We start from the raw sequence: 23,901 nt of genomic DNA on the forward strand, positions 1-23,901 counted from the left end.
CAGGGCCCTGTTTTGTCTGCGCCTGGCGGTTCTTGGTATGATGAGAGGGAGAACAAGGAGGGTCAACCATCGTGATGCCAACGTATGCAGCGTGGCTGCCGAAGGAGATCGAGATCGCCTGGATTGACGAGCCTGCCAGCGGCCAGCAGAACACCGATTTGGATGAGACTTTGGCGGCGGAGGTTGCCAGAGAAAACCGCCTGCCGCTGATTCGGCTGTGGTCCGGAGGCGACCGCATCGGCATCGGGGTCAGCCGCCGCGATGTGCAAAAGCCTGCAGGGGAAGCGGCGGCACGAGCGCTGCAGAGCGCAGGCTGTGACGTGGTCGTGCGCCGCACCGGCGGGACGGCGGTACCGCAGGGCCCCGGCGTCTTGCACGCTTCCTTCATCTTGCCGCGCAGGCCGGTGGCGGCGACGACGGACGACTATTACCGGCTGGTGTGTGATCCACTCATTCAGTGGCTGGCTTCGTATGGCCTGGAAGGGACCACTGGCGAACTGCCAGGAAGTTACTGTGACGGCACCTACAACGTGCTGGTTCAGGGCAAAAAACTGATTGGCACCGCCCAAGCCTGGCGGGGCGGTCTGGCTGGATTGGCATCTCACCGCCCTGGCTACATTCTGGCGCACGCGTGCATCACCGTGGATGTGGACATCCAGCAGGCAAGCGACCACATCAACCGCTTCTATGCCTTGGCGGGCGACCCGTACCGGGTGAATCCGGACGTCGCGGTGACCCTCAGCGAGTTGCTCCCATCCGCGTTCCCCGCAGGGTCGCCCGTACAGGCGCGGAAGAAGGCTGCCGAAGACCTGCAACGCGCCTTGGCAGCGTTTTTTGCCGGACTCGGCACGCGTGTGGTTACACAGGCAGTTGAACGGTAACCGTCGTGCCGACGCCGGGGGTGCTGGATAACTGGATTTTGCCCCGATGCGCCTCTGTGATCCACTTGGCAATGGCAAGGCCCAGGCCGGTCCCCTCTGTGTCCCCGCGGGCGCGCGCCTTGTCTGCCCGGTAGAACCGGTCGAAGACATGCGGCACATCCGCCGGGTCAATGCCGGTGCCCGTGTCCGCCACACGCAGCAGGATGGAACCGCGCTGCGGGGTGACTTCGAGGGTCACATGGCCCCCAGTATCCGTATACTTGCAGGCGTTGTCGACCAGAATGATGAGCAGCTGCGCGAGCCGGTCGGGATCGCCCTGCAGCGTGATGTCCGGCGGATTGATGACTTCCAGCGCCAGGCCTTTCGCGTCGGCGATAGGCTCGAACAGGTCTGCGACGTGCTGCACCAGGTCGGTGACGGACACGGTTTGGATGCGCAGCGGCGTGGTGTTTGCATCGCTGCGCGCCAGGGTGAGCAGGTCTTCGACAAGCCGGGTCAGGCGGCGGGCTTCACTGTGCGCGTTGTCAATCCACTCGAGATTCTCCTCCACGGTTTGTTCCGTATGGTCGAGCACCAAATCGAGGTTCGACTGGATGACCGCGAGCGGTGTTCGCAGCTCGTGGGAAGCATCGGCCACAAACTGCACCTGCCGGTCCCAGGCGGTGCGAATCGGACGCAGTGCCCGGCCTGCCCACAGGAAACCAGCGCCGCCAGCAATGGCTGCCCCGACGATGCCGACCAGCAGGATGATGCCGCGAAGCGGTGTCAGGACCCGGATTTCTCCGGAAATATCCTGTGCAATCATAATGTCCGGGCCTGGTCCGCCGCTGGGTGTCGGCTGGTTGATGACGCGATAGACCTTGCCGTCCGCCGGCGACTTCCAGGTGATTTGCCAACGCTTCGTGGCTGACCACTTCTGTTGCAGTTTTTCCAGCTCCGCCAGCACGTCAACCGTCGCATTCGTCTGCGGAATCGCGTTCGGAACATACCAGTAGGTGTCGCTCGGAATGCGCGTCGGAATCTCCTGCAGGAGGATTTGCTGAATGATGCGGTCCGCCGTTGACTGCATCAGCACATCGACGTTGTTGAACACGATGTATCGAACCACCCCGTAAATGGTGGCGGAAGTCAACAGATAGAGTAATACAAATAAAGCGACGGTCAGGACGGTCAGGCGGACACGGACTTTTTCAAACAAAGAACTGTCTCCTTTATACGAACTCTGCGCGTGTTTTTCCGGAGCGGGTTACTCCGCTTTGAACAAGTACCCGACCCCGCGGACCGTTTCAATGTAGGACGGCCGTCCTGGCTGGTCAATTTTCTTGCGAAGGAAGTGGATATAGTTCTCCACAGCGTTTCCAATCACGGGCGCCTCCGGCCCCCACACGCGGTCGAGAATCACTTCCTTGGACAAGACGCGTCCGTGGTTTCGCATCAACAGCTCCAGCAGTTGAAACTCCTTGACAGTCAGGGTGAGGGGTTCTCCGTTCCGGGTGACGACCCGCTGTGTCAAATCAATGGAGAACGGGCCCACCGACATGCTTTCGGTCCCCGTGAGGCTGCCTTGCCGGCGCGTGAGTGCGCGAATTCGCGCCAACAGTTCGCGGTTTGCGAACGGTTTGACCAGGTAATCGTCGGCGCCTGTGTCCAGGCCAAGGACGCGATCGTCAACGGCATCCCGTGCAGTCAGCAGCAGAATGGGCACATCCATGCCCGCACTGCGCACTTCCTTGACGATTTCCAAACCGCTGCGCTTGGGCAGCATAATGTCGAGAACAAGGGCATCGTAGCTGTTCGTCAAGGCCAAATCCAGTCCGGTTTCCCCATCGTAGGCCACATCCGAAACATACTGTTGGTCACGCAGGAGCTGTTGTACTGCAGACGCCAGGCGCCGCTCGTCTTCCACTAGAAGGATGCGCATGTCAAATCACCTTTTCTAAAGAATGAATGATGAAATGAAAGCGGTATCATGCTAAGATACGATCAGAAAATTTGACGTTTCTAGAAGGGCGTTTGAAGGACCCTTCGCCGTTTGGTTTCTATTGTAGCCAAACTGGCTTGAAACTGCTTCGAAAATAGACAACAAGATATGGCACATTCAGACATCAGTTTCCAGCAACCTCCGATTGTTTGTTAACATAAAGCCTCGTAGAATAAGGTCAAGCGAGCAGCATTCTAACAGGGAAAGTTCAAGATTTTATGCGTTAACACTTTTGACGCGAATGCTGTCGAAATGCGGCGTCTTTGCTTTACAAAGCATGGACGCAGGATTACAATGTCACTCAGGTTACACAAGGAAATCTATGCGCGCTATCCGAATATTTGGGAGGCTTTCTGATGGCTGAACCTCTTATGGCGATACGCGACCTCAAGACATATTTCATCAGCAAAGATGCGCAGGTTCGGGCTGTCGACGGCATTGATATAGACGTCTATCCTCGCCAGGTTGTGTGTATTGTTGGTGAGTCTGGTTGCGGAAAAAGTATGACATCGCTCAGCATCATGCGACTCGTTCCGAAGCCGCATGGAAAGATTGTTGGCGGTGAGATTCGGTTTAATGGACGCGATCTGTTAAAACTGACCGATCGAGAAATGACAAATATACGCGGTAATGAAATCTCAATGATTTTCCAAGAACCGATGACTTCATTGAATCCCGTATTCACGATTGGGAAACAGATTACAGAAGTCATTATGCGGCACCGGAAGGTCAGCAAACGAGAAGCCCTCAAGAGGGCGATCGAAATTTTGCAGACCATCGGCGTTCCGCGGGCGAATGAAATCGTGAACGACTATCCACACCAATTGTCGGGCGGTCTGAGGCAGCGCGTGATGATCGCCATGGCGATGGTGAACGAACCAAAATTGCTGATTGCGGACGAACCGACCACGGCGCTGGATGTCACCATTCAGGCGCAAGTGCTTGAGCTCATGAAGGACATGAGAAATAAGTTTGACACATCCATCATTTTGATTACGCACGACCTCGGGGTCGTCGCGGAGATGGCGGATGATGTCGTCGTCATGTACGCTGGACAAGTCGTGGAACATGTGGATGCAGACACCATCTTTCGTCAACCGATGCATCCCTATACGAAGGGGCTCATGGCGTCGATTCCGTCACTCGAGGAAGAGAAGGAGGAACTGTACTCGATTCCAGGGTCGGTTCCGAATGCGGCACGCTATCCGAAAGGGTGTCGGTTTGCAGCCCGTTGTCCCATTGCGCAGCCGAGCTGTTTGGAGAAGATGCCGGCGTTGCGTGAAATCTCTCCAGGACATCACGTGCGTTGCGACTTGGTTTAAGGGGGGGAGAAACGTGGCAGAACCATTGCTTGAAGTGCATGGCGTAAAGAAATACTTTCCGATCAAAGCCGGGTTCCTGCAGCGCACAGTCGGGCATGTGAAGGCTGTCGACGGGGTATCGTTTACCCTCAATGCCGGAGAGACGCTGGGGATTGTGGGGGAATCCGGCTGTGGAAAGTCGACAACGGGCCGTATCGTGATGCGTGTTCTGGAACCAACGGAAGGCAACATTATCTTCGACGGTACCGACATCAGTCGGCTGCGGGGCCGTGAACTGCGTGAAATCCGCCGGAACTTTCAAATGGTGTTTCAGGACCCGTATGCTTCGCTGAATCCGAAGATGAACATTCGCGACATTATTGCAGAACCTCTGATTGTCAATCACATCGCCACTGCGAAAGAGGCTGACAAAAGGGTCTGCGAACTGCTCGAAACCGTGGGTTTGCGACCGGAAGACCGCTTCCGCCATCCGCACGAGTATTCCGGTGGGCAGCGGCAGCGTATCGGGATTGCGCGCGCATTGGCCTTGAATCCCAAATTGATTGTGGCGGACGAAGCTGTATCGGCACTGGACGTGTCGATTCAATCCCAGATTCTCAACCTGCTGGTCGGCTTGCGGAAACAGTTCAATCTGTCCTATATCTTTATTTCGCACAACCTCGCTGTCGTTCGCCACATCAGCGACCGCGTCGGCGTGATGTACCTCGGTCAAATGGTCGAGCTTTCGACGAAGCGGGAACTGTACGAGAACCCGCTGCACCCGTACACGGTTGCATTGCTGTCTGCTGCGCCCGAACCGAAGCGAGAAGGGCGGAGAGAGCGCATTGTATTGCAGGGGGATGTGCCAAGTCCTGCGAATCCTCCAAAGGGGTGTCCGTTTCACACACGTTGTGTGCATGCGATGGACCGTTGCAGAGTCGAGCGGCCGGAGTTTCGTGAAATTACACCTGGCCATTTCGTTGCTTGTCACTTGCACTAAGGTACCACCCAGGGTGCAAGCCCAACCAGAATCTCGTTGTATGCCATCGCCCTTTCCGGAAACGATAATTTGTCGTGCTCGTTTTGCACAGGAAATAAGCGTGATGGTTTTTCGATAATCCATGTAAGCCGTCACGCTTTATTTCATAAACGGCTGTCTCCGGGTCCGTCATAGCCAGGGCCGTACATACCTGGTTCGACCACTGGATTCAGTGCATTGAAGAAAAAAGGGGGAAGAAAGTTGAAGAAACGACCATTGGTGATGCTGGCAGGAGCCAGTGCGCTGGCGTTGGTTCTGGCAGGTTGCGGAACGGGCAGCAACAGTTCGACGGGGAATGCAACCTCCTCGCAGACGCCGCAAAAAGGCGGCACGCTGGTAAGTGCCCTTCCCGCGTCCACCGACATTACGTGGTATCTGCCAATATCGAACGTTGCCAACCAGTCTCTGTACAACGCACAAATGAACGAAATGGAATACTGGCCGCTGCTGTACCTGGACAACAAGTACAACATCGACTATAACGACTCGATTGCGAAGAACATCGTCGCGTCATCGGACGGGTTGACGTACCACGTGTACCTGCACAATAACTACAAGTGGTCTGACGGCCAGCCGGTGACCACGAAGGATATTCTGTTTACGTGGAACGTCATCAAGGCTGCTTCCGCCTCCAATGCTCCGTCCCCTTGGCCGTACGTAGACGCGAACTACGGGGACATTCCGAATGGCATCAAGAGTATCGTGGCAAACAATGATTATGAGTTCACGATTACGCTGAAGAAGCCCGCGAACCAGCAGTGGTTTGAATACAACGGCATCGGTCAATTGATTCCAATGCCCGCCCATGCCTGGGATAAGTATCCCAATGACATGACGCAGGAATTGAAGTACCTTGGACAAAATGCGACCGACCCGAACTTCATCATCAATTCTCCAGTCGACGGCGCCTTCAAACTGACCTCGGCGACCGACAAGGAAAAGTGGGTGTTGACACCCAACAAGTACTTCGGCGGACACAAGAGCACGCTCGACAAGTGGGTGCTCGTTTATGAAGCCTCTTCGGATGCGGAGATTGCTGCCGTCAAGAGCGGCGCCGTGAATCTGGGGTATCTGCCGCTGACGCAGTACAGCGAGGAAAATCAGCTGAAATCCTCTGGTATCACCATTACGCCGATGCCAAACGGATTTGGTTACTTTGACGTCACGCTGAACATGAACAAGGGCTCCAAATTGGGCAGCGTATTCAGCCAGTTGTATGTCCGTCAAGCCCTGGAAATGGGCATTGACCAAAACACAATTAACTCGAAAATCTGGCACAACTACGCGCCGCCGCAATACGGTCCCATTCCGGCCGACCCGGCAACAAAGTTCCTCGATCCGAAGTTGAGCAAGCCGTTGTATCCGTACAATCCAGCGAAGGGCAAACAGTTGCTGGAACAGCACGGGTGGAAGGAAGTCAACGGGGTCATGACCAAAGACGGCCAGCAGTTAGCCTTCACGCTGATGTATCCTTCTGGTGATGAGACCGTCACACAGACGGCTGAACTGGAGCAGCAAGACTGGGCACAGGAAGGCGTGAAAGTGACCCTGAAGCCGCTGCCGTTCGCGCAGTTGCTGGGTTACATGGCGAAGCCGACCGGCTGGGATGCGGCGTCTGAACAGGGCATCGCGTACTCCGGTTCCTACCCGTCCGGCGATGGCATCTTCCAGCCTGGCGGCCTGGACAACTACGGTTACAACGACGCCACGGAGAACCAGTGGATTACCAAGACGACGGAACCGTCTCCGAACGAGCAGGCCATCATGAAGACGTTCTTCGGATATGAAGAATACACAGCGAAGAACCTGCCAGTTTTGTGGTCAAACGGCTCCGACAATCTGGTGTTGACGGCCTCCAACGTACACAATGCGACCGAACAGACGATGGACCCGGCCTTCGCCATCCCGATGATCAACTACATCTGGATGTCCAAGTAAGCTGAGTTCGTCTGGAACAGCGTGTGAATTTGCAAGGTGAATACGGGTGAGGACTCCAGTTCATCTGGAGTCCTTCTCCGGGAAGTAGGTGACACCATGGTGAATCCCGATGTTTTAAACAATCAAAGTACGGATGCGGCGGTGGGCACCGCGAGCCAAGTGAGCGCGTGGCGTCGGTTCTGGCGCTATCCCCTAAGTTCGATTGGTGTCGCCGGGTTTCTGTTGTTGGTCCTGTTTTCCTTTGTCGGCCCGCTGATTTATCACGTGAGCCCCATCAAGACAAATTTGCTCGACACGATGCTGCCGCCAAGTGCTCAGTTTCCGTTGGGGACAGATGACATGGGGCACAGCGTACTGGCCCGCCTGATGTGGGGAGGAAGGTCTTCGCTTGAAGTCGGTGTCGTGTCCGCGTTCGTGGCGATGGTATTTGGTACGCTTTATGGCATGGTGAGCGCGATGTCCGGGAAATGGGTCGACATGATTTTGATGCGCATTGTCGACGTCATGCTGTCCATCCCGACCATCTTTTTACTCTTGTTCCTGGACGCGGTCTTTACGCCGAATGTGCCTGTCATGATTATCGTCATTGCTTCTACGGCGTGGCTTGGCACCGCGCGTTTGGTCCGTGCTGAAGTACTGAAAATCAAGACCGAGTTATACGTGGAGGCCGCCAATATCATTGGCGTCGGCACTTGGCGATTGATGATGCGCTACTTGTTCCCGAATTTTCTCGGTACGGTACTCGTCGTAACGACATTTGGGGTCGCGGATGCGATTCTGACGTTGGCGTCCCTAAGCTTTCTTGGTTTCGGCCTGGCACCGCCGGCGCCGAACTGGGGTGGCGATTTGTCGACTGCGATGAACTACATGAGCTCGTGGTGGCTTGTCTATCCGCCCGGCATTCTGATTGTCATTGCGCTCTTGTCGGTCAATTTCATTGGCGACGGCATTCGCCACGCGGTTGAAACGCGTGCGAATTAACGTGCAGTTGGACGGGTGGAAGAACACTACCATGAGGCAGGAGTGACGGACCGTTGACAAAATACATCATCAAGCGAATTTTGGAAGCCATTCCAACCCTGCTGGGCGTGAGTATACTGTCCTTCATCCTGATGCACATCGTGCCGGGCGATCCGGTTCGTTTGATGCTGGGGCGTTATTGGACACCGGAGCGTGCGGCGGAGCTTTCGAAAAACCTTGGGTTGAACCATCCCTTGTGGGAGCAGTATTTGATTTGGCTCCGAAATATGTGCGAAGGAAACTTAGGCTACTCCTACACGTACTCCAAGCCAGTGACGACCGAGATTCTGATGAATTTGCCGCACACGCTGATTCTTGTGGGGTGCGCGATGGTCATCGCCGTACTGCTTGCGGTTTTCATCGGGTCGTTGCAGGCGTACTTTGAAAACTCAGTTGGCGACCACATCGCCACGTTTTTAGGATACTTTTTCTACGCGATGCCTGTGTTCTGGCTGGCGATGCTGTTGATTAGCTTTTTCTCGCTGGATATTCGACTGTTTCCTTCCGGAGGCATCATGAGCCCTCAGGAGTCCGGTTTCAACCTGTGGGACTATATCAACCATTTGATATTACCCGTGATTACGTTGGTCGTGATTCAACTCGCGGGCTGGTCGAGATACATGCGCTCTTCGATGCGCGACACATTATTGCAGGACTACATTCGGACTGCGCGGGCCAAAGGGCTGCGTGAGTTTGGCGTGATTTTCGTACATGCGCTGCGGAATTCGATTTTGCCGATTATCACCCTGCTGGGCCTGCAGTTGCCCGGGTTATTTGGCGGCGCTGTGATTGTTGAGGAAGTGTTCAACTATCCTGGCATGGGGCTGCTGTATTGGAACGGGTTGCAAGTCCTTGATTTCCCAATCTTGTTGGGCATCATTATGTTTCTCGGCGTCATTACTGTGTTGGGCAACCTGCTTGCAGATCTGGCCTATGCAATTGTGGATCCACGCATTTCGTACGATTGAGGAATGTACAGATGTTCCGCTGAGAGTCATTCACTTTGATCATGATACCGGAGGGGATTGGCGGTCGTGGGCGTGTACCACGTGGTTGCCCCTTCGGTTTCCTACATACCCGTGAAGTGGCTGTGGGGAGAGATGGACATGCAGGCGCGCGTGAACGCTGAATCGAGGAAACGCCGCAATCGCTGGCTGTTTGTCGGCGGTGCAATCCTGGTCTTGGCCATCGGCGGCGGCTTTGCCGTGGCCACCACCGACGCGCTTTCGATTCGGCAGCACACCGGTTCTGAGTTCTCGACCTATGTGGCCCGCCATCACCTTGGGACGGTCTCGATACAAACGGATGAATCGGGCATGGAGTCCGATTTCTGTGTCCTCAATTTGACCAAACCCATCCCCGACAAGCAGCTCGCCAACGAGGCGTTCCAGTTGATGACGCAGTACCACAACCTCGACGGCGGAGATACCCTCACGATTGAATACCAGCCGCGCGGACAAACGAACGAGATTGAGGCCAGCGTCTACTACAACGAAGCAACCCAAACCGTTTCCATGCAGCTGCATGAGGCAGATGGGCTGCACATCGTCAACCGGCACGTCCACTGGGCACCGGACACTTACGGCGACTGACTCGGCCGAATCGCCCCGGTCAGCTTTCGCTCACCTGTGCGTCAAGCCTCTTCCACGGTACGACATTCTCCAGAATGACTGCGAGCAAAATGCCCACCAGCATCCCATTGGCGCAGATGGACTGCGCAAAACCCGGCAGACTGGAAAACGTATGTGCAGGTGTGCTTAAAATCGCCAGGCCAATCAAGGTGGCCGGCGCGATCCGAAAAATGGTCTTGAAGTTGAACCGCAGTCCCTCGATGCTCTGCAATGCCGCGCCAAACAGTTGGAAATAGGCGATGATGAGCACTGCGTCGCCGATGCTGATGGGCAGCCGGGAGAAAAACCCCGACAACGCCGGGATGAGCCCGAGCACCACGAACATGCCGGCTGCGAGGAAGTACGGGGCCCTCGTCAAAATTCGAGTTGTGCGCAGAAAGCCGATGGACGACGTATAAGGCGCGTAGGGGACCAGCGACAATGGGCCGCTCACGGCGGTGTAGAGTCCGGTGAGGACGAAGGACCGCCGATACTGTGCGTCGCTGACCGTGTGCCCAAACAGCGGCTCTGCCGCGCGCAGGGTGGCAATCGTGTTGGTGGTGTTGATGAGCGCCGTGAGGACGGTGGCCGTCACGATGCCTGCGTTCCACGCTGGCGCGCCCCACACGAAGGTCTGGCGAATGTCGGCCCAGTTCGGCACGACGGCGGTCGATGCCGTGTGAATCAGGAGGGCGTACGCGACCCAGCCCAGGGCAATGCCGATGAGAATCGAGAAGTTGCTTAACAGCCCGCGCCCGAACAGCGTGAGCACGGCCACGAGAATCGCCACGCACACCGACAACCCAGCGACACCCGGATTGAGCACCCCGTTCGGCTGGACGTCCAGCATCCCTTGAAAGAAGATGTCCACCAGCTGCGAAGCCAAGAGGAGCAGCAGGACGGCCATGACGACGGGTGTAAACAGCCGGTTCAGCACACGGTGCAGACCGAACACGCCGCACAGCACGATGATGATGCCTCCGATGACCATGCCGGATTCCATGCTGCCGCCGACGACGTGCAGGGGCGTACCGGAAGCGATACCGATGTTGGCGAGGCTGAGAATGAGGCCCCACCAAAACCCGGATTGGCCCTCCATGAGCGGCAGGCCGTGGCCAATCAGGCCCTGCAGCAGGCAGGCGAGGCCGGTGATGATAAACGAGCGGGCCATCGCCCCGCTGACGGCAGTGCTGGACAGATGAAAGGCGGATCCAATGGACAGCGGGATGACCACGGTATTGGCGAACATGAAGCCCAGCCATTGAATTGCCGCAAACCAAGTCACGGTGATATCGCGCAGTGCAAAGCGCGCGTGGTTCGTCGAGTTGGACGGTGTCATGTCATCTTCTCCTGGAGGATGTTGGTCAAGGACTGCGTCTTATATCTTACTATACAATCCGCCCCTTCCGCCTCTGCCGTCGATGCCGTGCGATTGTCTCGGTGCGGTCCCGCTGGATGCGGGCGGCTTGCTTTCGTAGTACGATGGGGGGCGGGAGCGTGATGACGTGAAACGGTATGACGTGATTTTCTTCGATCTCGACCACACGCTGGTAGACACCCGCGGACAGTATGCCTTGGGACTCGCGCGCGCCACTCAGGAACTGTACGGAGCAGAGGTGCCGGTGGGATTCGCCGCCAAGTTTATGGAGCACCACGAAGCCCTGTGGCCGCTCTATGACCGGCGTGCCATCACCATGCAGGAACTGCGGCGGGAGCGCTTCCTGCGGGCGTGGAAATCGTTCGGGATCGACAAAAGCGAAGCAGAAGCCGACCAGTTTCAAGCGGTCTACGATGCCACCTTTGAGGACACGCTGCACCCGTTTCCGGGCGCGGTGGAGATGGTGGCAGCCCTTGCGCAGACGCACCGCCTTGGGATCATCACCAACGGTTCGCCGGATTTGCAGTGGCGCAAATTGGGCATTGCCGGGCTGCAGGCGTATTTCCCGAAAGAGGCGGTGATTATCTCCGAAGCGGTCGGCAAGGCGAAACCGCATCCCTCCGTGTACCAGGCCGCGTGTGATGCCCTGCAGGTGGCCAAGGAGGACGCGTTGATGATTGGCGACAACTTTATCAGTGATGTGCAGGGCGCGCGCAACTTCGAGATGGACGCCATCTGGTTTGCACCGGATTTGCAGGAGCCGATTGCATCTGTCGAATGCGCCTATGGGGAGCGCCCGCTGACCCGTCCGGACGAGGTGCTGGAGACCATCTCGCAGCTGGAGCAGACCCGGTAATGCCCATCGTCGCCCCGCGGAAGGGGCTTCCGCTCGCCGTAAATTGGACCAAGCCCGTCAGGTCTAGTCCCTTTTACCCGCTCATAACTACATAGTAGCGTGATGGATGTCCGAGGACGTGAGACGGCAACAGGGGTGGACATCCGCGCATGTTCCGACGGGGGAGGCCTGGACATGGTCGAACGGGTGGCTTGGTGGCTGATACTCGCAGGTGCACTGAACTGGCTGTTGGTCGGGGTATTCCACTGGGATCTCATCGCGTATCTGTTTGGGGGTGCAGATGCACTCATCACCCGACTGCTCTACATTGTCATTGGCTTGGCGGGCGTGTATCTGCTGCCGCAGGCGTTTGGCGTGAGGATGGTCCACCGCAAGTAAACGCGGGCCGCGCCTCGTGCGTCAGGGCGCCGCTCGTCAGTCACGCGACGAGGGCGCGTGCATGAACCAGCCTCGATTCGGGGATCGTACAGAACACCATGGCTTGTGAGGAAGATTGTGCTTCTCCAGGCGAAGTTCTGCGTTCTTCGAAAGGAGCGTTGGTATGTACGCGTCCGCTTGGTCGCTCGTGCCGTTCTTAGTCGTTATCCCCATCGCGCTGCTGACGCGGCAGGTGCTGCCCGGCCTCATGGTGGGGCTGCTCGTCGGCGCGTATATGACCCATCCCTCCCTCCTCGGCGGAATTGCCGCAAGCCTGCAATACATCCTCAAGGAACTAGCCGTTCCCGGGAATTTGCGTCTGATTGTCTTTCTGTACGGATTCGGAGCTTTTGTGGGCCTGGTCCGCGTGACGGGGGGCGTCAGCGGGTTTGCCCAGTTTGTCACGTCGCGGCTGCAATCGGCACGTTCCGCATTCGCAGTCACCTGGCTGTCTTCGCTCGCCACCTTCATGGCGCCCGACTTTCGCATCATCACGGTTGCGCCCGTCATGAAGAGTGTGTTTTCTCGTTTCCAAGTCCCGATGAAGAAAGTCGCCTATGTCATCGACGTCACCTCCACGCCGCTGGTGGCCATCGTGCCGATTGGCACGGCGTTCGTCGGCTACATGGTGGGTCTCCTGCAGACAGTGGGGCGCCATGCAGGGGTCGGATCAGCCGGTGCACTTTCCCCGTACCACCTGTTCTTGCAGACGATTCCCCTCAATTTCTATTCCATCGCCATGCTCGCGTTGGGGCTGGTTCAGACGTTCCGGCGATCGCGACCGGCCACCGCCGCCCTTCCGGCAGACGCGCCGCCACGGGGCAATCCGGAAGCGCTGGACCGGTTCCGCGTCGTCAAGCCCGAATTTTTGCCCAACCAGCCCCATGTGATTGGCTATGCACCGGCGGAATTCGGGGAATCGCTCAGTCCTGACGCGCCGCACCCAGCCTTGGACCGGGCCGCCTCCGCTGATGACCAGGACCGCGGTTCCCAGGCCAGCGACGCCCGGGTCGGTGCGGTGCCCATCAACCCGTCCGGCGGCACGGACAAACGTACGGCTGGCCCCGAACTGCCAGACCCGGTCGAAGTCATTTCCGAATCCGTGCGCCCGAACATCTGGAACCTGGTCGGTCCCTTGGCGCTGCTGCTGGGGTTGACCTTGTACCTGACCTGGTGGAACGGCCACTTCAAGAGCCCGACGTTGTTTGGCGCGCTCGCCGCGGCGGACGCCTCGACGGCGATGTTGCAGGCGGTGCTCATCACATTGGTCGCCATGTTCATCTGGTACGTCGTGCAGCGCCAACCGTTTCATCGGACGATGTTCGGGTTTCTGGCCGGCGGAAACGAAATGATGGGCGTCATCGTGCTGCTGGCGTTGATTTGGGCGGTGTCGGCTGTTTCAACCGATCTCGGCTTCACGGCCTACACCCAGCGCACGATTGGCACCCTGGTTCCGAGCAGCCTCATTGCGCCTGCGCTGTTTGTGTTTGGCTGCCTTATCTCGTATGTCATTGGTTCGTCCTTTGGTGCCTGGGGCATCCTGCTGCCCTTGGGCATGTCCCTGGCTGCGAGTACGCACGCGTCGGTCGCGCTCGTCGCAGGCGCGGTGTTCGCCAGCGGCACCTTTGGCGGCTTTGCCTCGCCCCTGAGCGATAACACCGTGGCCATGGCGACGGTGATGAAGCTGGATACGATGGCGTACGCGCGGTACAAGCTGTGGCCCGGACTTATCGCGGCTGGCGTATCGACCGTGGCGTACGGGGTGGTGGGCTGGCTGATGCCTGCCGTGACGTGACATGGAATGTGCCAAGGTTTGCGGATATTTTGCCTGTCTTCGTGAACACTGGAATGAGAAGCTTGTGATGTGTTGAGCCGTACGGAGGTGGAGTCGATTGGCAAGTCAACCGGATGTTGTAACCCGCGTGCAAGTGGAAGTGGACGGCCAGCCGGTGTCTGTGCCGGCGGGCGCGAACCTGCTGCAGGCGATTCTGGAAACCACTTCGGAATTTCCTCACGTCTGCTATCACCCGGCCCTCGGCCCGATTGAAACCTGCGACACGTGCCTGGCAGAAGTGGACGGCACGCTGGTTCGGGCGTGTGCCACGCCCGTGCGGGACGGCATGCGCGCCAGAACGAAGTCGGTGGCGGCGCGCTTCGGCCGCAAGGAAGCGATGGACCGCATCCTGCACAACCATGAGTTGTACTGCACGGTGTGCGACAACAACAACCACAACTGCACGGTCCATAACACCGCCATGATGATGGAGATTGAGCACCAGAAGTACCCGTTTGAACCCAAACCGTATGAACAGGACAATTCCAACCCGTTCTATCGGTACGACCCAGACCAGTGCATCCTGTGCGGCCGCTGCGTGGAGGCCTGTCAAAACCTGCAGGTCAGCGAGGTGCTCTCCATCGCATGGGATCGCGAACGTCCCCGCGTCATTTGGGACGATGACGTGCCCATCAACGAGTCCTCCTGCGTGTCCTGCGGCCACTGCGTGACGGTGTGCCCGTGCAACGCCCTGATGGAGAAGAACATGCTGGGCGAGGCCGGGTTCATGACCGCCATCAAGCCGCCGGTGTGGGAATCGATGATTCACATTACGAAGGAAGTCGAACCGGGCTACGGTCCGATTTTCACGGTCTCGGAAGTTGAGGCGGAGATGCGCGAAGCGCGCATCAAGAAGACCAAGACGGTCTGTACGTACTGCGGTGTGGGCTGCAGCTTCGATATCTGGACCAAAGGGCGAAAGGTATTGAAAGTCGAGCCGCAAATGGAAGCCCCGGCAAACCAGATTTCCACGTGTGTGAAAGGCAAGTTTGGCTGGGATTTTGTGAACAGTTCGGACCGGCTGCTGCAGCCGATGATTCGCAAGGGCGACACGTTTGTGCCGGTAACGTGGGACGAGGCGCTGTCGTATACCGCAACCCGCCTCTCCGAAATCAAGGAGAAGCACGGACCGGATGCGATAGGCTACATCTCTTCGTCAAAGTGCACGAACGAAGAAAACTACCTGATGCAGAAGTTTGCCCGGGCCGTGATGGGGACCAACAACATCGACAACTGCTCGAGGTACTGCCAGGCGCCCGCCACGGAAGGTTTGCGCAAGACGATGGGGCTCGGCGGGGACACCGGCGGAATCGAAGACTTGGCCAAGGCGGAATTGGTAATCATCGTCGGCGCGAACCCGGCGGAGTCGCACCCGGTGTTGTCGACGCGCATCCGGCGCGCGCACAAAAAGTACGGGCAAAAACTGATTGTGGCCGACATTCGCAAGAACGACATGGCCAAGCGCGCGGATTTGCTGCTGCACCCGAATCCGGGCAGCGACCTGGTCTGGCTGTCTGCCGTGACAAAGTACATCATTGACCAGGGCTGGCACGCGCGGGAATTCCTCGATACCCGCGTGGAGGGCTTCGACGAGTACGCGAAGTCTTTGGAGCAGTACACGCTGGCGTATGCCGAAGAAGTGACGGGCATTCCGCAGGCGGATTTGATTCGTGCGGCGGAGATGATTCGCGACGCCAAATCGACCTGCATCTGCTGGGCGATGGGTGTGACGCAGCACATGGGGGGCAGCGATACCAGCACCGCCATCTGCAACTTGCTGCTGGTCACCGGCAATGCGGGCCGGCCGGGGACGGGCGCGTATCCGCTGCGCGGCCACAACAACGTGCAGGGTGCGGGTGACTTTGGCTGCTCGCCGCCATACCTGCCCGGCTACGAGCGCGTCGACGACGAGACGGTTCGCAGCAAGTGGGAGCAGGCGTGGGGGGTGGCGCTGCCGACCACGCCGGGCCTCGACAACCACCGCATGGTAGAGGCGATTCACGAAGGCGAACTGAAGGCGATGTACCTGTTTGGCGAGGATATGGCGCTGGTCGATTCGAACGCCAACCACGTCCAGAGCGCGTTCGAAAAGCTGGAGTTCTTCGTCGTGCAGGACGTGTTCTTCAGCAAGACGTGCGAGTTTGCCGACGTGATTTTGCCGGCGAGCCCGAGTCTGGAGAAAGAGGGCACGTTTACGAATACGGAGCGCCGGATTCAGCGTTTGAACCGGGCGCTGGAGCCGCTTTGCGAGTCGCGGCCGGACTGGGAAATTATTTGCGACCTCGCGAACCGGCTGGGCGCAAACTGGAATTATCAGCACCCGGGCGAGATTCTGGAAGAGGCGTGCTCACACACAGAACTGATGAAAGGCGTCACGTGGGAGCGGCTCGAGGGGTACAACAGCCTGCAGTGGCCGGTGTACGAGGACGGCACAGATACCCCGGTGCTGTACCTCGAGGAATTCGCACTGCCGGGCGGCAAGGCGCGGCTCGTCCCCGTGGGCTGGACGCATCCGTTCGAGATGGCAGAGGAGTTCGATCTCCATTTGAATAACGGCCGGATGCTGGAACACTTCCATGAGGGCAACCTGACGTACCGTGTGCCGGGCATCAAGGAAAAGGTGCCAACGGCGTATGTGGAGATTTCGCCCGAGCTGGCAAGGGAGCGGGGGATTGTGACGGGCGCGCTGGTGCGGCTGGTGTCCCCGTACGGCAAGGTGAGACTGCGGGCCGCCGTGACCGACCGCGTCCAGGGCAAGGAATTGTACCTTCCGATGAACACGCCCAAAGACCAGGAAGCGGTCAATTACCTGACCAGCAGTTACCACGACGCCATCACGCACACGCCTGCGTATAAGGAGATCTCGGTCCGCATGGAAGTTTTGGAACCGCGCGGCGCGTCGCCCATCGTGCGGGGCAACTTCCGGCTCGGGCATCCGAACCCGCAGCCGGGCGTGCGGGTGGAGAAGAAGTGGCAGCGTTCGGATTACGCACCGCTCGTCGGCGATGCTTCCGAAGTGGCTGCAAACGTCCGCGAACCAAGTGCGGTCAGTAACCAAATGGGACCTTGAGGCCATCGCTCCTGGCTGCCGGTGGCGCGCTCGGGCTGCGGCGTTGGCTGATTTTTTGAGTTGGGTTGGAGGTGAACAGCGTGGCGAAGCCGATTCTGACAATCGCGCAGGAAGAGCCGAGTCCTCTGCGCACAGAGCAGGCGGCGATGACTGAACTGATGGCTGCCCTGACGGAGCATCACAAGGGACTCGAGCAAGGGCTGGAACTGGTTGACTTGCTGCACGAAAAGGGCTTGTTGGACATCGTGATCGCCCTGTTGAAGCGGGGCGATCGCGTCCTCGAAATCATCATCCGCGCCGCCGAGAAGCCGGGTGGATTGAGCCTGATGAAGAACGCCATCGCCCTCGTGCAGGGCATGAGTGAGCTGGACGCCAAAGCGTTGGTGGGGCTGTTCCGTCAGGTCAACGCTGGGCTGACGGCGATGAACGCCGAAGACCGGCCCGTGGTGACGGGGGCATGGAGCCTGTTGGGGCTGCTTCGCGATGAAGATGTGAGCGCCGGCCTTGGCGTCTTGTTCGGTTTCCTGAAAGGATTCGGGCACGCGGTGAAGGAAGCGGCGAATCCGGCGGAACCTGGCGCTGGCAGCGGCGCGAGTTTCGCATTTGAGCAGCGAGGCGAAGGCGAGAACGAGAACACTTAGGCTTTGGCCTTTGCGGGGTGCCGCCTGTGCGCGGTGCCCCGCCTGCGTCAACGCTTCCGGATGTGCGGCCCTGCCGTTGCGCTGGCCCCGAGGATTCGATAGGCAAGCGCCGCAGCGATAAATCCCACATAAAATGCCAGGTCTGCCCCGCCGAGCATCTTCGATACCGGGCCTTCATACAGCGACGAGTCCATAAACGGAATGGACACAGCGATACCCATCAGGAAACTGACGACCCCCTGCCAGAGAACCGGTCGGACGCTGCGTGTATCGGATGCCGCCAGGCGGTGGCGCCCGAACCAGTAAAAGTCGGTGAAGAGGACGCCAAACCAGGGCGTGATCCAATAGCCTAACAGCAACAGGAAGTCTTCAAAGCGCGCTTCAAAATTGCCGGAGAACGCGAGGCTGAGTGCCAGTCCCACGAGGCTGGCAACCACCGTCAACACCCACCTCGGAACCCGGATGTCAAATGCGCTGGCCGACAAGGCGTTGGAATACAGGTTGAGTGCGTCGGCTGCCGTACCGCCGAGGATCATGGCGATCACCGCAACGTCGCCAAATTCACCTGTGACGAGGTGCAGGGCAGCAATCGGATTGGATGTGGGCGAAGCGGCGAGGACGGCCACCAGCAACCCCACAAGTTCAAGCCATGTGGATGCCAGAAATGCCCCCAGAAAAACGTTCCAGACGACGCGGCCTTTCGAGACGTCGGCGTGGAGATAACGGCTGTAGTCCGAAGCGTACGAACCCCAGCTGGCGATGTAGGAGAAGACGGATGCGACCATGATGGCGAACATGGCCCACGGTGCTGCGGCGTGCGGGTGATACACGGTGAGCGCGGCTGGATGCCGCAGTGTGAGGAACGTCACAACGAGGAACAGGGTGCCCAGGACGACGGACATGACCCGTTCATACACGTGAATCAGGTTGTACCCATAGATGGCCAGCAAACCCTGGAGGATGACCAGAAGGCCGGCGCCTTGCCAGAACGCCAACTGCGGCAGAAGGATGCGAAGCCCGAACGTTCCGAGCATGTTGTTGACCGCGAACCAGCCAATGGTGCTGACGTAGTTGAGCGCCGTCGGGAGATAGCCGCCCATGCGGCCAAAGGTGAAGCGCCCGATGATCAGTTGTGGAACGCCATACACGGGGCCCATAGCGGCGCACAGCCCTAGTGTGACGGCACCGATCAAATTGCCAAGGACAATCGCAGCGATACTCCACGACCATGGCAACCCCAGGGACACCGGCAGGAAACCGAGTGCGAAATCTGCAATTGTGAGGTTTGAGCCCAGCCACAGCATCAACTGTTGCCAGGCCTTTCCGTGCCGGTCGAGTGCTGCGACCGGCTGGATACTGTAGGGTTCGACTGTCAATAAACGGTCTCCATATTGAACTTCGGGAAATACGCCGGTGTTCGATGGCATGTTCCGTCTCCTCTCTGAACCTTCCGTGTCCAATCACAAACCAATATGAAAATACAGGTGTATATACAAACTCTCGCACAAATATGTATATACACCTGTATTTTCAATTTGGCAAGCGGTTGCCAACACGCATTCAGAGGAGGCAGCTACAATACTTCGATGCCTAAGCGTCGCAACTGTGCGATCGCTTCGGTCAGGCGGGACTCGGATGTGTACTCAATGGTGTGCAGGTGGTGACCGTCCGTAAGGGAGGACAGGAGTCCAGCACTGGATGCCTGGACTTGCTGAATGAAGCATTCCACATCCTTCCGGGACGCCAGGTGAAGGTTGCCATGGAGTTCTCCATACAGGGGGTGCTCGATGATGACGTCCCGCACGGCGATGCCGTAATCAACCAGGGTCGTCAACTCGGCTTCGGTCAATTCTGGTGGATGGCACACGGCAAGAATGCGCGTGGGACGGTGGGCAGCCGCGTCGGATGCCATCACATAACCGCGGGGTGTAGAGAGGATGTTGTGGCCGGCAGCACGCAGAATTGCAATGTCATGAACGACAACCTGACGGGTAACCTTGCAAATCGACGCGAGGTCGGTTCCGGTCAACGCCTCACGTTGGGACTGTAACAAGTTCAGCAGTTGTTGTTGTCGGGGGCTCAGGTCTACCATTGCACTCGCTCCTTCTCAAACCCGCTGCTGCTTTGTGCCTCATATCTTCCGTGGTCTGGTATATCATAGCATTTGCACTGCGGTGAAATCATGGGTTTACTTTGATACACTATTCAAATAGGGAGGGACGTGAAAATCGACGGACATCCAGCGAATCATCAGCCAGCGAACGGTCAAACACCAGACGGCCGGCCATCACATCACCAAACATCCCGTCCACCAGCCGACATCGTCCATCCGGCCGTCCACCCGTCGGAGACAAGTGACCCGCGGCGCCTCCTGAGACAGTTCCTTTGGTCGAGAAAATGGACTTATACGGCTGCAATTTTATCGATTTTGGCATCTGAAATTGTGATGGTGCAGTTCCCGCACATCCTCGGTCAATTCACCAACACGCTGCAAAAAGGCCGGCTGACCCTGCACGCGGTTGGGATATACAGCCTGCAGCTGACCGTTGTCGGGGTTGTGTATGTGATTCTCTACGGCATCGGGCAGAACAGCAACGGCCACAGCGGGCGGCTGTTCGAATACCTGCTGCGCAAGCGGCTGTTCAGCCACTGGGAGCGGCTGTCGACCAGCTATTTTCGGGGCCGCAGCATTGGCGATCTGCTCAATCACGCCATGAACGACGTGCAGGCCGTGCGCGAAGCGCTGTCCGGCGGCTTGAACATCCTGTCGAACGCGGTGTTCCTGATGATTTCCACGTTGTTCATGACGTTTCGAACCGTGAGCGTCAAACTGACGCTCATCAGCATGATCCCGATTCTCTTTATTCCCTTCTTTGTGGTTTGGATGGGACCCCGCGTCCGCAATGCGTCGCGCCGCGTGCAGGAGGCGCTGTCGGACATGGCCGAGCTGACCGAGGAGAGTCTGTCGGCGATCCGGCTGGTCAAGGCGACGGCAAACGAGGACATCGAGGCGTCGCGCTTCACAGAGCGCGTGGACACCATTGTGGAGCGCCAGATGGGCTTGTTTCGGCGCAGTGCGTTGTTTCAGGCCCTCATCCCGCTCATGGGCTCGCTCAGCTTTGTCATCGCGTTGGGCTACGGCGGGTACCTCGCGCTGGTGGGCCGCATCCAGCTGGGGGCGTTTGTCGCGTTCACGTTGTACCTGGGCATGCTCATCACGCCGCTGCAGCAAATCGGCTTCGTGATCAACAACTTCCAGCGCGCCTCGGCCTCCCTGCAGCGGCTGAAAGTCCTGCTGCTGGAGGCGCCGGACATCACGGACCCCGAGCACCCGGTGGATGTGGACCCCATCGCAGGCGACGTCGAGATTCGCCTGCCCGCGTTCCGCTATCCTGATGCCGATCACGATGTGCTCGCGAACATCTGCCTGCAGATTCCGCATGGCCAGACGGTTGGCATTGTGGGCCGCACGGCGTCTGGCAAGACCACGCTGGTGAGTTTGCTGATGCGTGTGTTTGATCCGCCGGCGAACAGCATCTTCTTGGACGGCGTGGATATCCGCCAGCTGCGGCTCGAAACCCTGCGCGAAGCGATTGCCTATGTGCCGCAGGACGGGTTTCTGTTCTCGACGACGATTGGCGAGAACATTGCTTTTGGCAAGGAAACGGCCACACCGCAGGAAATCGAACAAGCTGCAAGAGATGCGCAAATTTACGATGACATCGCAGCGTTTCGGGATGGGTTCGACACCATCATTGGCGAGCGCGGCGTGGCACTCTCCGGCGGTCAGAAGCAGCGCACGGCACTTGCGCGCGCCTTTCTCAAGGACGCGCCCGTGCTCATTTTGGACGACAGCCTCTCCGCGGTGGATATGAACACGGAAAAGGCGATTCTCGCCAATCTGCGCCGCCTTCGTGCGCACAAGACGACCATCATCGTCGCGCACCGCCTCTCCGCGGTGCGTCACGCCGATCAGATTTTGGTCCTCGAGGAGGGCCGCCCGATTGAACACGGAACGCATGACGAACTGGTCGCTGCGGGCGGGGCGTACGCCTCCATGTACGCCATGCAGCAGGAGAGTGGGGTGACGACCGCATGAATGAGCGCCCGCAAGGGAGCATACGCAGTTTGATGCGTTTGCTGCCGTACGCTCGACCGTTTTTTTGGAACTTCATCGGGGTGTTTGCGCTCGTCGCGATTTTTAATGCCACCAACGTGGTGCAGCCCTACCTGGTGAAAATCGCGATCGACAACGACATTTCGGGAAAGCACCCGAACCTGCACGGCGTGCTGGTCATCGCTTGCGTGTATGCGGTCATCGTGCTGGTCGGCCTGGCTGCGAACTACCTGCAAATGCTGCTGCTGCAGTACTCCGGGCAGAGCATCATCCGCAAAATCCGGCTCGACCTGTTCACCCACATCGAGTCGCAGAGCATGTCGTTTTTCGACCGCAATGCCATCGGCCGGCTGGTGACGAACGTCTCCAACGACACCGAAACCGTCAGCCAGTTCTTCACGCAGTTCTTCCTGAGTCTCGTGCGGGATGGGCTGTCGATTGTGATGATTGTCTTCGCGATGTTCGAACTGGATGTCCGCATTGCGTCGTACGCGATGGTCATCCTGCCGGTTATCGCCGCCATTTCGCTGGCGTTTCGCACCCGGCTGCGCTCCGCGTATCAGACCACGCGGACGAGGCTGTCCAACATCGTCGCGTTTCTCGCGGAAAACCTGGCGGGGATGCGCATCATTCAGGCGTTCCACCAAGAACCGCGTCAGGCGCGCGCCTTCAACGAATTGAACGAACGCCACCGCCAAGCGAACGTCCGGGAGTACAGTATCTCCGTGAACTTCAACCGGGCACTGGAGCTGCTGGGGAACGTCGCTGTGGCGGCTGTGGTATGGATCGGCGGCGAGGCGGTGCTGCACAAGGTCATCCTGTTTGGCACCTTGTACGCCTTTATCAGCTACATTCAACGCTTTTTCCAGCCGATCAACGCGGTCACGCAGCAGTGGAATACCTTGCAGTCCGCCATGGTCGCTGCCGAGCGCATCGGCCGGGTGTTGTCGGTTGAACCTGGGATTCAGGATGTGCCGGACCCGGTGGACGTGCTGACAGGGCAAGTCGCAGGCCGCGTCGAATTTGCGCACGTCACGTTTGGCTACAAACCGGACGAGCCTGTCCTCAAGGACATCTCCTTCTCGGTCGAGCCTGGGCAGTTCATTGGCTTTGTCGGCGCTACCGGTGCGGGCAAGAGCTCCGTCATGAGCTTGCTGGCCAGGTTCTATGAGCCACAGGCCGGGGAAATTTTGCTCGATGGCATCGACGTGCGCCGGATCCGCCAGCGCGACTTACACAAGCTGATTGGCCTGGTGCAGCAGGAGGTCAATCTGTTTACGGGCACTGTTGCCGATAACATCCGCTTGTTTCGATCGGACATTCACGAGGAAGACGTGGTGGCGGCGGCGCGGACAGTGGGGGCGCACGACATCATCGAACGACTGCCGGATGGGTACAGCACGCGTCTGTACGCCAAAGGCGCGAACCTGTCGATGGGCGAGCGCCAACTGATTTCGTTCGCGCGCATTGTCTGCCTCAATCCGCGCGTCCTGATTCTGGACGAGGCGACGGCCAACCTCGACAGCCACACGGAGGCACTCGTGCAGGCCGGGCTGCGCGCGGTCTCGAAGAACCGTACCACGCTGGTTATCGCGCATCGTCTGTCGACGGTCCGAAACGCGGACCGCATCATCGTGCTCGACAAGGGACGGATTGTTGAACAGGGCACGCACGACGAGCTCCTCGAGATGGGCGGGTTGTATGCGACGTTGTATGCCAAGTCCGGGATCGACGAGGCGCCTGTACCGCCGTCAACGCGTCACTCAGCGGCTTCCAACCCCCTATTTATGGTATGATGATACGCAGTTGTATGAAGCG

At 58.4% G+C, this 23,901-nt stretch carries 19 protein-coding genes; 14 read left to right on the forward strand and 5 right to left on the reverse strand.

Features of this window, described 5'->3' with window-relative positions; genetic code table 11:
• The first annotated feature begins 74 nt into the window (after positions 1–74).
• Positions 75–881, forward strand: coding sequence for a lipoate--protein ligase family protein (locus JI721_RS11450; protein WP_274457827.1), 807 nt, complete (start codon positions 75–77; stop codon positions 879–881).
• Here the strand turns inward: JI721_RS11450 and JI721_RS11455 are convergent.
• Both JI721_RS11455 and JI721_RS11460 read right to left on the reverse strand, forming a co-directional pair.
• Positions 859–2,079 (reverse strand): sensor histidine kinase, encoded by a 1,221-nt coding sequence (locus tag JI721_RS11455; RefSeq protein ID WP_274455014.1) that lies wholly within the window; start codon positions 2,077–2,079, stop codon positions 859–861. The two genes, JI721_RS11450 and JI721_RS11455, sit on opposite strands and share 23 nt — an antisense overlap.
• Positions 2,080–2,127: 48 nt before the next feature.
• A complete protein-coding gene (locus tag JI721_RS11460) occupies positions 2,128–2,802 on the reverse strand; it encodes a response regulator transcription factor (protein WP_274455015.1) in 675 nt (224 codons plus the stop codon).
• Positions 2,803–3,218: 416 nt separating this feature from the next.
• On the opposite strand from JI721_RS11460, the gene JI721_RS11465 reads away from it, so the two are divergent.
• The 6 genes from JI721_RS11465 (at position 3,219) to JI721_RS11490 (ending at position 9,752) form a co-directional block, all read left to right on the forward strand.
• A complete protein-coding gene (locus JI721_RS11465; RefSeq protein ID WP_274455016.1) occupies positions 3,219–4,184 on the forward strand; it encodes an ABC transporter ATP-binding protein in 966 nt (321 codons plus the stop codon).
• Between the two features lie 13 nt (positions 4,185–4,197).
• Positions 4,198–5,163, forward strand: a complete 966-nt coding sequence (locus tag JI721_RS11470; RefSeq protein ID WP_274455017.1) for an ABC transporter ATP-binding protein — start codon at positions 4,198–4,200, stop codon at positions 5,161–5,163.
• Between the two features lie 240 nt (positions 5,164–5,403).
• Positions 5,404–7,140, forward strand: coding sequence for a peptide ABC transporter substrate-binding protein (locus JI721_RS11475; protein ID WP_274455018.1), 1,737 nt, complete (start codon positions 5,404–5,406; stop codon positions 7,138–7,140).
• 99 nt (positions 7,141–7,239) lie between these two features.
• Entirely contained in the window at positions 7,240–8,121 is an 882-nt protein-coding gene (locus JI721_RS11480) for an ABC transporter permease (protein ID WP_274455019.1), read from the forward strand.
• A 53-nt stretch (positions 8,122–8,174) separates the two neighbouring features.
• Complete coding sequence (locus JI721_RS11485; protein ID WP_274455020.1) at positions 8,175–9,128, forward strand: ABC transporter permease; 954 nt, start codon at positions 8,175–8,177, stop codon at positions 9,126–9,128.
• A gap of 66 nt (positions 9,129–9,194) precedes the next feature.
• Positions 9,195–9,752 carry a hypothetical protein gene (locus tag JI721_RS11490; RefSeq protein WP_274455021.1) on the forward strand — a complete coding sequence of 186 codons (558 nt, stop codon included), beginning with the start codon at positions 9,195–9,197 and terminating at the stop codon, positions 9,750–9,752.
• A 19-nt stretch (positions 9,753–9,771) separates the two neighbouring features.
• Here the strand turns inward: JI721_RS11490 and JI721_RS11495 are convergent, their stop codons facing one another.
• Positions 9,772–11,109, reverse strand: a complete 1,338-nt coding sequence (locus JI721_RS11495) for a uracil/xanthine transporter (protein ID WP_274455022.1) — start codon at positions 11,107–11,109, stop codon at positions 9,772–9,774.
• 166 nt (positions 11,110–11,275) lie between these two features.
• Here JI721_RS11495 and JI721_RS11500 point away from each other — a divergent pair, with 166 nt between their 5' ends.
• The 5 genes from JI721_RS11500 to JI721_RS11520 all read left to right on the forward strand — a co-directional run bounded on the left by JI721_RS11500 (position 11,276) and on the right by JI721_RS11520 (position 17,966).
• Positions 11,276–12,004 carry an HAD family hydrolase gene (locus JI721_RS11500; RefSeq protein ID WP_274455023.1) on the forward strand — a complete coding sequence of 243 codons (729 nt, stop codon included), beginning with the start codon at positions 11,276–11,278 and terminating at the stop codon, positions 12,002–12,004.
• A gap of 174 nt (positions 12,005–12,178) precedes the next feature.
• Positions 12,179–12,382, forward strand: a complete 204-nt coding sequence (locus JI721_RS11505; protein WP_274455024.1) for a DUF378 domain-containing protein — start codon at positions 12,179–12,181, stop codon at positions 12,380–12,382.
• A 163-nt stretch (positions 12,383–12,545) separates the two neighbouring features.
• The gene (locus tag JI721_RS11510) at positions 12,546–14,216 is read left to right on the forward strand and encodes a Na+/H+ antiporter NhaC family protein (RefSeq protein WP_274455025.1); all 1,671 of its coding nucleotides are present in this window, start codon (positions 12,546–12,548) and stop codon (positions 14,214–14,216) included.
• Between the two features lie 97 nt (positions 14,217–14,313).
• Positions 14,314–17,325: a formate dehydrogenase subunit alpha gene (gene fdhF / locus JI721_RS11515; protein ID WP_274455026.1), complete on the forward strand. Its 3,012-nt coding sequence runs from the start codon at positions 14,314–14,316 to the stop codon at positions 17,323–17,325.
• An 80-nt stretch (positions 17,326–17,405) separates the two neighbouring features.
• Entirely contained in the window at positions 17,406–17,966 is a 561-nt protein-coding gene (locus tag JI721_RS11520) for a helical membrane plugin domain-containing protein (protein WP_274455027.1), read from the forward strand.
• Positions 17,967–18,013: 47 nt separating this feature from the next.
• Here JI721_RS11520 and JI721_RS11525 read toward each other — a convergent pair whose 3' ends face one another.
• Together JI721_RS11525 and JI721_RS11530 are read right to left on the reverse strand one after the other, a co-directional pair.
• Positions 18,014–19,393 (reverse strand): purine-cytosine permease family protein, encoded by a 1,380-nt coding sequence (locus tag JI721_RS11525; protein WP_274455028.1) that lies wholly within the window; start codon positions 19,391–19,393, stop codon positions 18,014–18,016.
• A gap of 146 nt (positions 19,394–19,539) precedes the next feature.
• On the reverse strand, positions 19,540–20,058 hold the full coding sequence (locus tag JI721_RS11530; RefSeq protein WP_274455029.1) for a transcription repressor NadR: 519 nt from the start codon (positions 20,056–20,058) through the stop codon (positions 19,540–19,542).
• 129 nt (positions 20,059–20,187) lie between these two features.
• Here JI721_RS11530 and JI721_RS11535 point away from each other — a divergent pair, with 129 nt between their 5' ends.
• Positions 20,188–22,065, forward strand: coding sequence for an ABC transporter ATP-binding protein (locus tag JI721_RS11535; RefSeq protein ID WP_307015897.1), 1,878 nt, complete (start codon positions 20,188–20,190; stop codon positions 22,063–22,065).
• 32 nt (positions 22,066–22,097) lie between these two features.
• Positions 22,098–23,879 (forward strand): ABC transporter ATP-binding protein, encoded by a 1,782-nt coding sequence (locus JI721_RS11540; RefSeq protein WP_274457830.1) that lies wholly within the window; start codon positions 22,098–22,100, stop codon positions 23,877–23,879.
• Positions 23,880–23,901 lie beyond the last annotated feature (22 nt).

Origin of the sequence: Alicyclobacillus cycloheptanicus, from assembly GCF_028751525.1 — a bacterium.
GTDB lineage: Bacteria > Bacillota > Bacilli > Alicyclobacillales > Alicyclobacillaceae > Alicyclobacillus_L > Alicyclobacillus_L cycloheptanicus.